At 62.2% G+C, this 13,761-nt stretch carries 12 protein-coding genes and 1 tRNA gene; 2 read left to right on the top strand and 11 right to left on the bottom strand.

What is annotated here, in order from left to right:
* Window positions 1-46: 46 nt before the first annotated feature.
* The gene (locus ACQ4MJ_RS06875) at window positions 47-2,926 is read right to left on the bottom strand and encodes a 2-oxoglutarate dehydrogenase E1 component (RefSeq protein ID WP_055396677.1); all 2,880 of its coding nucleotides are present in this window, start codon (window positions 2,924-2,926) and stop codon (window positions 47-49) included.
* A 243-nt stretch (window positions 2,927-3,169) separates the two neighbouring features.
* Here ACQ4MJ_RS06875 and ACQ4MJ_RS06870 point away from each other — a divergent pair, with 243 nt between their 5' ends.
* Window positions 3,170-4,228: an AI-2E family transporter gene (locus ACQ4MJ_RS06870; RefSeq protein WP_431153104.1), complete on the top strand. Its 1,059-nt coding sequence runs from the start codon at window positions 3,170-3,172 to the stop codon at window positions 4,226-4,228.
* Between the two features lie 129 nt (window positions 4,229-4,357).
* On the opposite strand, the gene ACQ4MJ_RS06865 is transcribed toward ACQ4MJ_RS06870, so the two are convergent.
* The 5 genes from ACQ4MJ_RS06865 to tolB form a co-directional block, all read right to left on the bottom strand.
* A tRNA-Lys gene (locus ACQ4MJ_RS06865) sits at window positions 4,358-4,433 on the bottom strand.
* 44 nt (window positions 4,434-4,477) lie between these two features.
* Window positions 4,478-5,299: a tRNA threonylcarbamoyladenosine dehydratase gene (locus ACQ4MJ_RS06860; RefSeq protein ID WP_431149460.1), complete on the bottom strand. Its 822-nt coding sequence runs from the start codon at window positions 5,297-5,299 to the stop codon at window positions 4,478-4,480.
* Window positions 5,299-6,090: a tol-pal system protein YbgF gene (gene ybgF / locus ACQ4MJ_RS06855; RefSeq protein WP_121420345.1), complete on the bottom strand. Its 792-nt coding sequence runs from the start codon at window positions 6,088-6,090 to the stop codon at window positions 5,299-5,301. Before ybgF ends, ACQ4MJ_RS06860 begins: the two co-directional genes overlap by 1 nt.
* Window positions 6,090-6,629 carry a peptidoglycan-associated lipoprotein Pal gene (pal, locus tag ACQ4MJ_RS06850; RefSeq protein ID WP_055393955.1) on the bottom strand — a complete coding sequence of 180 codons (540 nt, stop codon included), beginning with the start codon at window positions 6,627-6,629 and terminating at the stop codon, window positions 6,090-6,092. The genes ybgF and pal overlap by 1 nt, the downstream gene beginning before the upstream one ends.
* Window positions 6,630-6,673: 44 nt before the next feature.
* On the bottom strand, window positions 6,674-7,993 hold the full coding sequence (gene tolB / locus ACQ4MJ_RS06845) for a Tol-Pal system beta propeller repeat protein TolB (RefSeq protein WP_431149462.1): 1,320 nt from the start codon (window positions 7,991-7,993) through the stop codon (window positions 6,674-6,676).
* Between the two features lie 187 nt (window positions 7,994-8,180).
* Here tolB and msbA point away from each other — a divergent pair, with 187 nt between their 5' ends.
* A complete protein-coding gene (gene msbA / locus ACQ4MJ_RS06840) occupies window positions 8,181-9,986 on the top strand; it encodes a lipid A export permease/ATP-binding protein MsbA (protein WP_218299859.1) in 1,806 nt (601 codons plus the stop codon).
* 74 nt (window positions 9,987-10,060) lie between these two features.
* Here msbA and ACQ4MJ_RS06835 read toward each other — a convergent pair whose 3' ends face one another.
* The 5 genes from ACQ4MJ_RS06835 to tmk form a co-directional block, all read right to left on the bottom strand.
* Window positions 10,061-10,735: an ankyrin repeat domain-containing protein gene (locus ACQ4MJ_RS06835; RefSeq protein ID WP_055393961.1), complete on the bottom strand. Its 675-nt coding sequence runs from the start codon at window positions 10,733-10,735 to the stop codon at window positions 10,061-10,063.
* Window positions 10,732-11,538, bottom strand: coding sequence for a TatD family hydrolase (locus ACQ4MJ_RS06830; RefSeq protein ID WP_228898401.1), 807 nt, complete (start codon window positions 11,536-11,538; stop codon window positions 10,732-10,734). The genes ACQ4MJ_RS06835 and ACQ4MJ_RS06830 overlap by 4 nt, the downstream gene beginning before the upstream one ends.
* Before the next feature lie 154 nt (window positions 11,539-11,692).
* Window positions 11,693-12,052, bottom strand: a complete 360-nt coding sequence (locus ACQ4MJ_RS06825; protein WP_010465538.1) for a PilZ domain-containing protein — start codon at window positions 12,050-12,052, stop codon at window positions 11,693-11,695.
* 17 nt (window positions 12,053-12,069) lie between these two features.
* The gene (locus ACQ4MJ_RS06820) at window positions 12,070-13,080 is read right to left on the bottom strand and encodes a DNA polymerase III subunit delta' (protein WP_431149463.1); all 1,011 of its coding nucleotides are present in this window, start codon (window positions 13,078-13,080) and stop codon (window positions 12,070-12,072) included.
* Window positions 13,077-13,754: a dTMP kinase gene (gene tmk / locus ACQ4MJ_RS06815; protein WP_431149464.1), complete on the bottom strand. Its 678-nt coding sequence runs from the start codon at window positions 13,752-13,754 to the stop codon at window positions 13,077-13,079. The genes ACQ4MJ_RS06820 and tmk overlap by 4 nt, the downstream gene beginning before the upstream one ends.
* Window positions 13,755-13,761: the final 7 nt, after the last annotated feature.

Raw genomic sequence — 13,761 nt, 5'->3', positions numbered from 1 at the left:
TTCTTTCGGAATGGGGTTTTGTTCTGTTATCGGGTCGCAGCTGGCCTTACTTGGTCAGGACAAAACCCTTGAGCTTGGCAAACGCGCCGTCCACCAGCGCCTTTTGTTGTTCCTGGTGCAGGTGCGAGTAGCCCACGGCAGGTGACGCGGAGGCCGCGCGGCCGGAATAGCCCAGCTTCTGGCCTTCGAGCATGTTCTCGTGGATGTAGTGCTGCACGAAGAACCAAGCGCCCTGGTTCTGCGGCTCGTCCTGACACCACACCACGTCGGTGGCATTGGGGTAGCGCTTGATTTCAGCGGCAAATGCCTTGTGCGGGAAGGGGTAGAGCTGCTCCACGCGGATGATGGCCACATCGTCGTCTTCGCGCTCGGTGCGCTTCTTCACGAGGTCGTAGTACACCTTGCCGGAGCAGGCGATCACACGCTTGACCTTGGCTGCCTTCTTGACGATGGCCTCATCCTGCTCGGGAATCACCGTCTGGAAGCTGCCCTTGGTGAACTCGGACAGCGGCGAAGTCGCATCCTTGTTACGCAACAGCGACTTGGGCGTCATGATGATCAGCGGCTTGCGCAGATCACGCACCATCTGGCGCCGCAGCACATGGAAGATCTGGCTGGCGGTGGTGGGCTGCACCACCTGCATGTTGGCGTCGGCCGACAACTGCATGAAGCGTTCCAGGCGGGCGGAGCTGTGCTCAGGGCCCTGGCCTTCGTAGCCGTGTGGCAGCATCAGCGTGATGCCGTTGACGCGGCCCCACTTCACTTCACCCGAAGCGATGAACTGGTCGATCACGACTTGCGCACCGTTGGCAAAGTCGCCGAATTGCGCTTCCCAGATCACCAGGGTGTTGGGGTCGTTGGAGGCGTAGCCGTATTCAAAGCCCAGCACCGCTTCTTCCGACAGGATCGAGTCGATCACAACGAACGGAGCCTGATTCTCGGCCACATTCTGCAGCGGCACATAGGTGCCGATGTCCCACTTCTCGCGCTTTTGGTCATGAATAACCGAATGGCGGTGCGTGAACGTGCCACGGCCACAGTCTTCGCCCGACAGGCGCACGGGGTAGCCGCTGGCCACCAACGATGCGAATGCCATGTGCTCGCCCATGCCCCAGTCCACGGGGATCTCGCCACGGCCCATCGCAGCGCGGTCGTCATAGACCTTCTTGACCAACTGGTGCGGCGTCACGCTCTCAGGAATGGTCGTGATCTTCTCGGCCAGGCGCTTCCACTCAGCCAGAGGAATGGCCGTGTCACCAGCGTCCGTCCACTTCTTGCCCAGGAACGGGCTCCAGTCCACGGCGTACTTGCTCTTGAAGTTGGTCAGGACGGGATCGACCGTGTGCTTGCCGGCATCCATGGCGGCACGATAGGCCTTGACCATATCGTCGCCCAGCGACTCACCCAGGCCCTGTGCCGCCAGCTTGTCGGCATAGAGCTTGCGCGTGCCAGGGTGCTGGCCGATCTTCTTGTACATCAGCGGCTGGGTCAGAGCCGGGGTGTCCTGCTCGTTGTGGCCCAGTTTGCGGAAGCAGATGATGTCCACCACCACGTCCTTCTTGAATTCCATGCGGAACTCCAAGGCGAGCTGGGTGGCCAGCACCACGGCTTCGGGGTCATCACCGTTCACGTGCAGCACGGGCGACTCGATCATCTTGACGATGTCGGTGCAATACAGCGTTGAACGCGTATCACGCGGATCGGAGGTGGTGAAACCGATCTGGTTGTTGATGATGATGTGCACCGTGCCACCCGTGTAGTAGCCACGGGTCTGGGCCAGCGCCAGGGTTTCCTGGTTCACACCCTGGCCGGCAAAGGCCGCATCACCATGCACCAGCACCGGCAGCACCTGCTTGCCGTGCGGGTCGGCGCGGCGGTCCATGCGGGCACGCACGGAGCCTTCGACCACGGGGTTCACGATTTCCAGGTGGGATGGATTAAATGCCAGCGACAGGTGGACCGGGCCGCCAGGGGTGGTCACATCCGAGCTGAAGCCCTGGTGGTACTTCACGTCACCGGCTGGCAGGTCTTCGGGAGCGGTGTGGTCGAACTCGGCGAACAAGTCCTTGGGCATCTTGCCCAACGAATTGACCAGCACATTGAGACGACCCCGGTGGGCCATGCCGATCACGATTTCCTGAACGCCCTTGGCACCGGCAGACTGGATCAGCTCGTCCATGGCGGCGATGAAGCTTTCACCCCCTTCCAGGGAGAAACGCTTCTGGCCGACGTACTTGGTGTGCAGGAAACGCTCCAGGCCTTCGGCGGCCGTCAGGCGGTCCAGGATCTGCTTTTTCTTGTCCACACCAAAGCTGGGCTTGCTGCGGATCTTTTCCAGCTTTTCCTGCCACCAGCGCTTCTGGTTCTGGTCAGTGGCATACATGTACTCGGCGCCGATGGAGCCGCAGTATGTTTCGCGCAGCGCGTTGATCAACTCGCGCAGGGGCATCGACTCTTTGCCGAAGAACGTGTTGCTCGTGTTGAACACCGTTTCCTGGTCAGCGTCGCTGAAACCATAGAAAGAGGGTTCGAGTTCAGGAATGGCGGGGCGCTCGGTGCGCTTGAGGGGATCCAGATCAGCCCAGCGTTGGCCCACGTTGCGGTAGGCAGCGATCAGTTGCTGAACGGCAGTGCGCTTGCGGCCCAGCTCAGAGTCCGCACCCGTTGCCACAACAACCTTGGTGCCGCCCTGTTTGGCGCGCTCGGCAAAAGCGTTGATGACGGGGAGGTGGGGGACGTCTTTGGCATTGCTGCCATCCACCGCAGGCACATGTTGAAGTGCATCAAAGTACTCGCGCCAATTGTCTGGCACGCTACCTGGGTTGGCGAGGTAGTTCTCGTACATCTCTTCGACATAGGGCGCATTGCCGCCGAAGAGGTAAGTGTTGCCTTGGTAGGCTTGATAGACGGACGTCGTATCGCTCATATTCCGCTGACCTCCGCTTTCCTTGGGAAAGCATTAGCTGGTTGAGAAACCTTCCGCGACACGGCTGAACCGATTGGCGGATGCGACTGTGGCTGGGGAAGGGCCTTGGTACGGGCGCCATTGTGCCACCGAATGGCCGACCGCCCTACGGAAATGGTGGGGCCGGTGCTGACACGCTGGCGCAACAAGCGGCTACAAACCTGGCTCGCGTACATTCCGGGTATCTCATTGCCACCTACCCTCATGACGCCACCCACCCTCCAGAACAAAGCCTTTTTGCTGCTGCTGGCCCTTGTCACCATCGCCTTTGGAGCCATCCTTTGGCAGTTCCACGGCGCGGTCTTCTGGGGCGTCATCCTGGCCATCTTGTTTGCCCCCCTGCACCGCAAACTGTTGCGGCGCATGCCCCGGCGGCGCAATCTTGCAGCGCTGTGTACTCTGGGACTGTGCCTTATTGTGGTCATCCTTCCCATGACAGCGATCACGGTATCCCTGGCCCAGGAAGCCACGATAATCTATGAACGGATGCGGTCGGGCCAGCTAAACTTTGGACTCTACCTACAGCAGGTGATCGCCGCCCTGCCCGCCTGGGCCGCCAATTTGTTGGACCGGTTGAATCTCACGACCGTTGGCGAGCTGCAACAAAAGTTCTCTTCCGTCGCTGTCCAGGCCAGCCAGTTTGTTGCCACACAGGCATTAAGTATTGGACAGAACACGCTGCAGTTCATCGTGAGCTTCGGCATCATGCTCTATCTGCTGTTCTTCCTGTTGCGTGACGGATCGAGCCTGGCCTTGCGCATTGGCCAGGCCACCCCGCTGGACGAAACACACAAGCGGCAACTGGTCAGCAAGTTCACCACCGTCATTCGCGCCACGGTCAAAGGCAACATTGTCGTGGCGGCCTCCCAAGGAGCGCTGGGCGGTTTGATTTTCTGGATCCTGGGCATCCAGGGCCCCGTGCTGTGGGGAGTTTCCATGGCCTTCCTGTCGCTGCTTCCCGCCGTGGGAGCGGGGCTGATCTGGGTGCCGGTGGCAATTTACTTCCTGGCCACGGGTGCGGTCTGGCAAGGCGTGGTGCTGACTGCGTTTGGCGTTGGCGTTATTGGACTCGTTGACAACGTCCTTCGTCCGATATTGGTGGGCAAGGACACCAAGATGCCAGACTACGTTGTGCTGATATCCACCCTGGGAGGCATGGCGCTCTTTGGGTTGACGGGCTTCGTGATAGGACCAGTTATTGCGGCGCTTTTCATTGCGAGCTGGGACCTGTTTTCACCCAGCGCCAGCACTGAATCCGCGTAGCAAAATGGAGTGATACAACAAACGGGGCCATGAATAACATGGCACCGCAGAACGTGCGGATCACAAAAAAACAAAGGCCTCCGCAAGGAGGCCTTTGTTTACGCCAAAAGACTGGCGCCTGGATTCGGGTGGTAGGACGTACAAGATTCGAACTTGTGACCAACGGATTAAAAGTCCGCTGCTCTACCAACTGAGCTAACGTCCCAACCGGTTGCAATCAATCATCACTGACTGCTGCAAAGCCTTGGATTATAGCGTCGTTTTTTCAGTGTTTTTGGAAGTTGCGGCAAGTTTGTCCAATACCCACCCTGCAGCGCACTGACCAAAGGTCGCCGTCACTGCAACGACCGAACCGTATCCATGGCAGTTCAGAGAACCATCGCCATCCACATTGCAGGACGCATCGGGAGGCGCCACGGCTTCTCTGCTGAAGACGCAGGTCACTCCGATTTTTTTGCCATCACGGGCCGCCCGATGGTGCTTGCGCAAGCGATAGCGCAGTTGCGCCAGCAGAGGATCGTGGGTCGTCAAAGCAAGATCATCCACATCCACTTTGTGCGCATGGCGCTTACCGCCAGCCGCCCCGACCGTGATATGCAGAGCCTTCTGGGCTTGAGCCCAGGCCGCGATGGTCGTTTTGGCCTGCACCTGATCACACGCATCAATCACCGCATCAACGGACTGAGGAAGCAAACCAAGCCAGTTGTCTGCATCCACGAATTCCTCCACGCAGTGGACGCTGCACTGAGGGTGTATTTGCGCAATCCGATCGCGCATTGCAAGAACCTTGGCCTGGCCGACGGTATCGGTAAGCGCATGGATTTGGCGATTGATGTTCGACTCAGACACGTGGTCGAGGTCAATCAACGTGATCTGCCCTACCCCACTGCGCGCCAAGGCTTCAGCGGCCCACGAGCCCACCCCCCCAACACCCACCACCACCACATGCGCCCGGCGGATACGCCGAGCGCCTTGTACGCCGTACAGCCGTTCCAGTCCGCCAAAGCGACGCTCCAGCGCTGCATCTTCAACACTCCCTGCCGGGGCTTGCAAAGGCGCTTCGCCGACCATTACTTCAATCGGGAAAGGCGCTCTTTGGCCGCCACAGCCGCCTCGGACTGCGGGTAGGCGCGTACAAGGTCTTCCAGGGTCTTGCGGGCAGTTCGCGTGTCTTTGAGTTCAATCTGGCAGTTGGCAATGGACAAAGCCGCCTCTGGCGCCCGCGCATGAGCCGGGGCATCAGACAACATCAGCTTGAAATTACCAATGGCTTCCTTGTAGTCCCGGGTAGCGTATTGGGCATTCCCAAGCCAGAAACGCGCAGATGGGACAAAACCGCTGCGCGGATACTGCCGCACAAAGGCTGCAAATGCTGCCCCAGCTTCTGGAAACTTGCCTGAGCGAAACACGGCCAGTGCGGCTTCAAAGTCCTTTTTCTCAGCAGGATCTGCCTGGAACTCCTGGCCGTCCAAGGTAACCTTCACAGGTTCAAACTGACGCAGGCGCTCGTCTACCCCCTGGGCGATGTCTTTCTGGCGCCGCTGCAAATCGGCAGCATCACGCAACAACTGTTCGTTCTGGCCGCGAAGTGTGGACTGCTCCGCGCGCAGTGTGTCAATCTGACCTTGCAGATCCAACAGACTGCGCCGCAGCTGGGCGTTCTCTTCACTGAGCCTGCGCACTTCCTCTGCGGACCGTTGCTGAGACAGCTGCATGCCATCCACGCGCTGCCGCATTTCGAGAATGGCGCGGCGGGCTTCGCCATCCTCAAAAATTGCGGCATGGCCAGTGGGCAGCAAGGCCACGGACAGCATCACTGCCGCCAGCGCCTTGAGCGGGTAGGACAAAGAAATCGTGCGCATCAACGATAGGACAGTTCAGCCCGGCGATTTTGGGCGTGCGCGTCTTCAGAATTGCCTTGGGCTGCTGGTTTTTCCTTGCCAAAGCTCACAGCTTCCATCTGGCTGTCCTGCACGCCGAGCAGAGCCAGCGAACGGCGCACTGCCTCGGCGCGCTTCTGGCCGAGCGCCAGGTTGTACTCACGACCACCTCGGTCGTCCGTGTGGCCTTCAATCATCAGCTTGCGATTGGTGCCGGCCTTGATGAAACGAGAGTGCGCCTCGATCAGCGACTGAAATTCGGGCTTGATCACGTAGCTGTCGTAATCAAAATAAACGATACGGCTCACGCCCACCGGGCCTGCAGCATCGCGGCCCGACTGGCCGAGGTCCACACCAGCAACACCGCTCTGCGCGGTATTGCCAGAGTTGGCGCCAGTATTACCACCCATGGTAGACGTGGCGTTCTTGTCTTCGACCGGCACATCGTCCAGCTTCACGCCAGAGCTGCATCCGGCAACGAGGGCGACAACGGTAAGGGCAAGGGTAAAACGTTTGATCATCCAAAATTCTCCTGAAAACTTGATACTTGAAAGTGCTGATAAGTTCATTGCTTTTGAAACGGGCCCCAATCGGGCTCACGGATATCGCCCGCCTGCCCCGCGAGCCGGGCCTTGATCTTGCCGTCCAGCGTGGTGGTCATGAGCGCTTCACGCCCTTGCTGCTGGGTGGCATAAACGATAAGGCGGCTATTGGGGGCAAAGCTGGGGTTCTCATCTGCCGTTGTGTCGGTGACCCCATTCACAGTGCCCGAGGACAGGTCCATCACGTGCAGTTTGAAAGCCCCACCGACACGGGAGATGTAGGCCAGCCAGCGGCCATCGGGGCTGACGCTGGGGGAGATGTTGTAGCTGCCGGTAAACGTCACACGTTCCGCGTTGCCGCCAGATGTGGAGACCTTGTAGATCTGCGGCGCACCACCACGGTCGCTGACAAAGTAGATGCTGCGGCCGTCACCGGAGAACATGGGCTCCGTGTCGATGCCAGCGCTTTGCATGAGGCGGCGCGGCTCGCCACCGTTGGCGTCGATGGTGTAGAGCTGAGATCCCCCGTCACGGCTGAGCGTCACGGCGAGGGATCGACCATCCGGAGCCCAGGCAGGGGCACTGTTGGACCCCCGGAAATTGGCAATCAGACGCCTGCGGCCGGAGGCCACATCATGCACATAGACCACCGGCTTGCGCGATTCAAACGACACATAGGCCAGTTGCCCCCCGTTGGGCGACCATGCAGGGGAAATGATGGGCTCCGGGCTCGACAGTGCCGATTGGGCATTCTCTCCGTCAGCGTCTGCCACCCACAGGCTGTACCGGGAGCCTGTCTTGGTGACATAGGCGATACGCGTCGAGAAAATGCCGCGCTCGCCCGTCAGCTTTTCATAGATGAAATCCGCAATGCGGTGCGACACCAGGCGCAGATCGCCTTGGGTGACCACAAAGCTTTGGCCACCAAGGTCCTGCCCCTTCACCACATCCCAAAGGCGAAAGCGCACATCGAAACGCCCATCTGCCAGGCGCGTCACACTGCCAGTAGCCAGGGAGTCCGCACTCTTCTGGCGCCACAGTGCGACATCCGGGCGCGCGGTTTCGTCCAGCACCGCGCCGGAGGCGTCTACCGCGCGGAACTGTCCGCTGCGCTCCAGGTCGGCCTGGACGATGGCCGATATTTTCTGGGGAGACTGCGCCTCGCCCCGGAACGGCGCAATTGCGATGGGCAACTGGGTCAAACCAACACCCGTGACCTCAACGCGAAATTGCGCGAGGGCGGTCAGTGCGGGGGTCGAGATCAGCGCAGCCAGCATGTGGCGGCGCAAGGGATGCGGCAAGGCCGCAGGGGATGGGTGTGTTGAGATTCGATCTGTGGTCATTGGCATCCAGCGGTGGCCGAACAAATGCCGAAAGGCAAACCCGAATGTTACACACAGCGGGGAAACCCCTGTGACAAAACGTGCGACCTCCAAACCTATTCGCACCGATTTCTTTCAGCTCACAACCTGCTGCGCAGAAATATCTCACCGGCACCTTGACCGCCCACAACCGTAGAATCCGGGCCACATGCAAGCCACAGATACGGGCGCCGCGCCTCCCAACACTCCCTCCCCGCCCGCTGCAAGCCTGGCCACACGCCTGCGCCGACTGTCTGTCTACTTTGGCAACCAGCGAATGGCCTGGAGCCTTGCCGTTGTGGCCACCCTCGTCGGCGCGATCACCGAGCCGCTGATTCCCGCATTGCTGCAGCCCCTGCTGGACCGGGGCTTCACGCAAGGCACCCTCCAACTGTGGATGGTGCCACTGGCCATCCTGGGCGTGTTTTTTGTGCGGGGCGTTGCCCAGTTCGTCGGCCAGTACGCACTGGCACGCATTGCCAACGAAGGCATGCTGACGCTGCGCCAGTCGCTGTTTGACAGGGTGCTCGCTGCCGAGATGGGCCTGTTCTCGCGCCAATCGGCCAGCACGCTGTCCAACACCGTGGTGTACGAGGTGCAAACCGGCGCAACCCTGCTCGTGCAGGCACTGCTAGGGGTATCGCGCGACGGATTCACACTGGTGGCGCTGCTGGTGTACCTGCTGTACCTCAACTGGCAGCTCACGCTGATCGTCGCCGTTGTCGTGCCGGGCGTAGCCTGGATCATGAAGACCTTGTCCCGGCGCCTTTACCACCTGACCAAAAGCAGCCAGCAGGCCACCGACGAACTCGCCTACGTGGTGGAAGAAAACGTGCTGGCCCACCGCATGGTCCGGCTGCATGGCGCGCAGCCTGGCCAGGCCGGGCGCTTCGCCGCCTTGAGCCAGAGCCTGCGGCGCCTGGCGATCAAGTCCACCATCGCCTCCGCAGCCATGACGCCGCTGACGCAGCTACTCGCCGCTGCTGCGCTCTCCGTAGTGATCTGCATTGCCCTGTGGCAGAGCCGTGGCACCGTGGACGCCAAGGATGTCACCGTCGGCGGCTTCGTGTCATTCATCACGGCCATGCTGATGCTTATTGCGCCCATACGCCGCCTTGCCGATGTCGCCAGCCCGATCACGCGGGGTGTTGCCGCCCTGGAGCGGGGGCTGGCACTGCTGGGAGACACCGGAGCCGAAGCGGGCGGCCAGTTCCGCAAGGACCGCGCCCAGGGGGCGCTGGAACTCAAGCAGGTCACGGTGTCGTTTGGCCCTGACCACGCCCCTGCACTGGACCACATCAGCTTGCGCGTGGAGCCTGGCGAAATCGTCGCCCTGGTCGGCCCCTCCGGGGCAGGCAAGACCACGCTGGTCAACCTGTTGCCACGGTTTGTGACGCCCGCTTCGGGTGAAATCCTGGTCGACGGGAACCCGTTGCCAGAGTGGGACCTCGGATCGCTGCGCTCCCAATTCGCCATGGTGAGCCAGGACGTGGTGATGTTCAACGACACCATTGCGGCCAACGTGGCACTGGGACACGCGGTGGATGAAGCACGCGTGCAGGCGTGCCTGGCGGCCGCCAACCTAGCCGAACACGTGGCAGCACTCCCCCAGGGCATGCACACGGTGGTGGGTCACAACGCCACGCAGTTGTCGGGGGGGCAGCGCCAGCGGCTGGCGATTGCGCGGGCGCTGTACAAGGACGCCCCCATCCTGATCCTGGACGAAGCCACCTCGGCGCTGGACACCGAATCCGAACGGCTGGTACAGGACGCCCTGCAGCGCCTGATGCAGGGACGTACCACCTTGGTCATTGCGCACCGCCTGTCCACCATCGAGCATGCCAACCGGGTCATCGTCATGGAGCGTGGGCGCATTGCCGAACAAGGCACACACGCTGAGCTGATGGCGATGGGCGGACTGTACGCACGCCTGCAGGCCCGGCCGGCCTCGGGCGAAACCGCCGCATTGCACTGAACACGCTATTGCGTGCTATTGCGTGCTATTGCGCGCTAACCGGCGCGCGACAACGGCCGATCCCAGCGCTACGTCTACCACCGGCCCCGGTTGGGCTGGCGCTTGCGGATGGCTGCGGCGATTTTGTCGGCAGATTCGGTACGACTCACCCGCAAGGCAAAGTCGGCGGCCGTCAGCCCCAGCTGGTTCTTGAGCGTAGGGTCCGCGCCCTCATCCAGCAGCAGCTGAACGGCCTCGTTGGAACCGTATTGCGCCGCCATCATGAGGGGCGTGGTGCCGTTGGGTGATGTGGCGTCGATGTAGGCATGGTTTTCCAGCAGCAACGCGATGATGGCTACATGCTGGCGCGAACCTGCAGAGGCCGCATAGTGCAAGGGCGCCCAGCCTGTCTTGTTCACATCTGCATCGCGTGCCAGCAGCGCCTTGACGGCTTCCAGATTGCCCTTGAGTGCCGCCATCATCAAGGGACTTTCGTCCTGCGCATTGCGGGCTTCCACGTTCACCTGGCTGGATGCCAGCAAGGCTGCAAACGCTTTGGACGACCCATTCTGTAAAGCGATGGTCAGGCCCACCTGCCCTTTCGGGTCGCGCGTATTGGGATCAAAACCCCTGCGCAACAGCGCGGCAATGGCAGCATCGTCATCACGCAGGATGGCGACAAAAAAATCCTCATAGGCTCCGGCCCAGATGCCGGGGGCGGCAAGCCCCAGCGCCAGGGTGGCCAGCGCATTGCGGCGATGGCAAATCATGCGGTCACTCCCTTGAACAGAATGTCGAAGTTGCGGCTGGTGGCGTCGGCCACATCCTCCAACGTCAGCCCCTTGGTCTCGGCCACCTGCCGGGCCACATAGGGCACATACGAGGGATTGTTGGTCTTGCCGCGATACGGCACGGGCGCCAGATAGGGGCTGTCGGTTTCGATCAGCGTGCGGTCCAGCGGCACAAAGGCCGCCACGTCGCGCAGCTCCTGGGCGCTCTTGAAGGTCACGATGCCCGAGAAAGAAATGTAGTAGCCCAGATCCAGCGCCGCACGCGCCACCTGCATCGACTCGGTAAAGCAGTGGAAGACACCGCCTGCACGGTTTCCGGGGCCGTCCTCGCCCTCTTCGCGCAGGATGGCGAGGGTGTCGTCCGATGCGCTGCGCGTGTGGATGACCAGAGGTTTCTCACAAACCCGGGCCGCACGGATATGGTTGCGAAAACGGTCGCGCTGCCACTCCAGATCAGCGATGCTGCGCCCGCCCTTGCGGTCTTCCATGCCGTAGTAGTCGAGCCCCGTTTCGCCAATGGCCACTACGCGCGGCAGAGCAGCACGGTCCAGCAGGTCCTGCACCGATGGCTCGGCAATGCCTTCGTTGTCGGGGTGCACCCCCACCGTGCTCCAGAAGTTGTCGTGCGCCATGGCCAGGGCATGTACCCCGTTGAATTCTTCCAGCGTGGTGCAGATGCAAAGAGCCCGGGTGACCTGTGCCTCGGCCATGGCCTGGCGGATGGCGGGCAGCTGGCTCACCAGTTCCGGAAAATTGAGATGGCAGTGCGAATCAGTGAACATGCGGTTTCAAATTAGTCGTTTCTGGGGCGCAACGCGGGCCGTCAAAGGCGGCGCAGCGCTCTGGAGCAAAGATACGCCATCCGCTCCCTCGTCGTGGGCGCCCATAAAAAATGCCGACCAGCCTGCGCAGGTCGGCACGGTGGCGGCGCCAAACTCAGATGGTCTGGGTGGGCCGGTCGGACCCCAGGGATGTGCCCAGCAGCTCCTCGATCTTGGCCTTCAGCTGGCGCGACTTTTCGTCCTTGGGAAACTGGATGCCCACGCCCTGGGTGCGGTTGCCCGCAGCCCGTGCTGGCGTGACCCATGCCACGCGCCCCGCCACCGGATAGCGCTGCGTGTCGTCCGGCAGCGTGAGCAGCACATAGACATCATCGCCCAGCTTGTAGTCCCGCTGGGTGGGGACAAAAATGCCCCCTTCGGCAAAAAAGGGAATGTAGGCCGCGTACAGGGCCCCCTTTTCCTTGATGGCCAGCTGCATGACGCTGGGGCGGGGGGCGGTGGATGGACTGCTCATGGATGGATGGGTGCGGCTCAGTGCTTGGAGTGTAGGGTGTTTCGCGCCTGGGCGACAAGCGCCTCCAGCATGAGGCCAGCATTGAAAGGATGGTCCGCCGTGCGTGCAGCCTTGGCCAGTGCGCGCGACCAGCGGGTCAGAGCACCTAACGGCGGCACCGTCTTGGGCAGGTCTGCGGGTGCAAAGTAGCGCGGCGCGCCGCCTACGCTGGCCGCCAGCAGGTCATGGCAGAGTTTTTGCAGTGCGTCGATCACCTGCGCGGGCGACCAGTCTCCCAAGGCAGTCACATCGCCCTTGGCCACCGCCTGCGGCAAGGCCGACCAAGCTTGTGGACTTCGGCCCGAGCGCGCCAGTGCCAACGCATCGTCGGGCCGCCCGCCTGCGGCCCGCAAAAACGACACAGCGGCATCCCCGGCGATGCCCTGCCCTTGCAGCCACTGCAGCATCTGGTCCTGTGCGGGCCAGACCATGGTGTGGCCCAGGCAGCGGCTGCGAATGGTGGGCAGCAATTGGTGCGCCGCCTCGCTAGCGAGTACAAAGCGCACGTCACCCGGCGGCTCCTCCAGGGTCTTGAGCAAGGCATTGGCCGTGATGTGGTTCATCTGCTCGGCCGGGTACACCAGCACCGCCTTGCCTTTGCCGCGCGCCGAGGTGCGCTGCGAGAACTCCACCGCATCGCGCATGGCTTCCACGCGGATCTCGCGGCTGGGCTTGCGCTTCTTGTCGTCGATGTCCGCCTGGGCCTTTTCCGACAAGGGCCAGCCCAGCGCCATCATCTGCACCTCGGGCATCAGCACACACAGATCGGCGTGGGTGCGCACGTCGATGGCGTGGCAACTGCTGCATTGGCCGCACGCGCCCTGCTCTGTGGGCGCATCGCACAGCCAGGCCCGCACCAGCTCCAACCCCAAGGCGTACTGGCCCAGGCCCGATGGCCCCTGCAACAACCATGCGTGGCCGCGCTGGGCCAGCAGGCTGGTGCGCTGCGCGGCAATCCACGGCGCCAATGCCACTGTGGCCTCGCTCATTGCGCCCCCCCCTGGGACGCCACCATGATCGCCAGCCACCCCTTGCGCACAAACACGCTGGTGAGCTGCTGCCACACGCGGTGGCGGTCTTGGGCCGCGTCAAGGCGCGCAAAGCGCTGCGGCGCTGCAGCGGCGCGGTCGGCATAGCCCTGGGCAACGCGGCGGAAGAACTCCACAGGCTGGGCCTCGAAACGGTCGGGCACGCGCGCACCGGCCAGGCGTTCTGCAGCCACCTCCGGCGCCAGGTCAAACCACACCGTCAGATCGGGTTCACGCATCAAATCTGCCTCTGGCGCAAGTCCAGTCTGCGCAAGACGCTCTAATATTGATAGCGCACCAAGATCAAAGCCGCGCCCCGCGCCCTGGTAGGCAAAGGTGGCATCGGTGAAGCGGTCGCACAGCACCACGTCGCCCCGCGCCAGGGCGGGCTCGATCACATTGCGCAGATGATCGCGGCGGGCCGCAAAGATCAGTAGGGACTCGGTGAGCGCATCCATCGGGTCGTTGAGGACCATCTCGCGCAGTTTTTCGGCCAGCGGCGTGCCGCCTGGCTCGCGGCTGACGGTGACAGCACGGCCCTGTGCCCGAAAGGCAGTGGCCAGCCCCTCGATGTGCGAGGACTTGCCCGCACCGTCGATGCCTTCAAAGGTGATGAACAGACCGGGTCGTGACATGAAAACC

The organism is Acidovorax facilis (assembly GCF_050626955.1).
Taxonomy (GTDB): Bacteria; Pseudomonadota; Gammaproteobacteria; order Burkholderiales; family Burkholderiaceae_C; genus Acidovorax; species Acidovorax facilis.
Note: the sequence above shows the minus strand (reverse complement) of the source record. Positions and strands in the feature narration are given on the sequence as shown.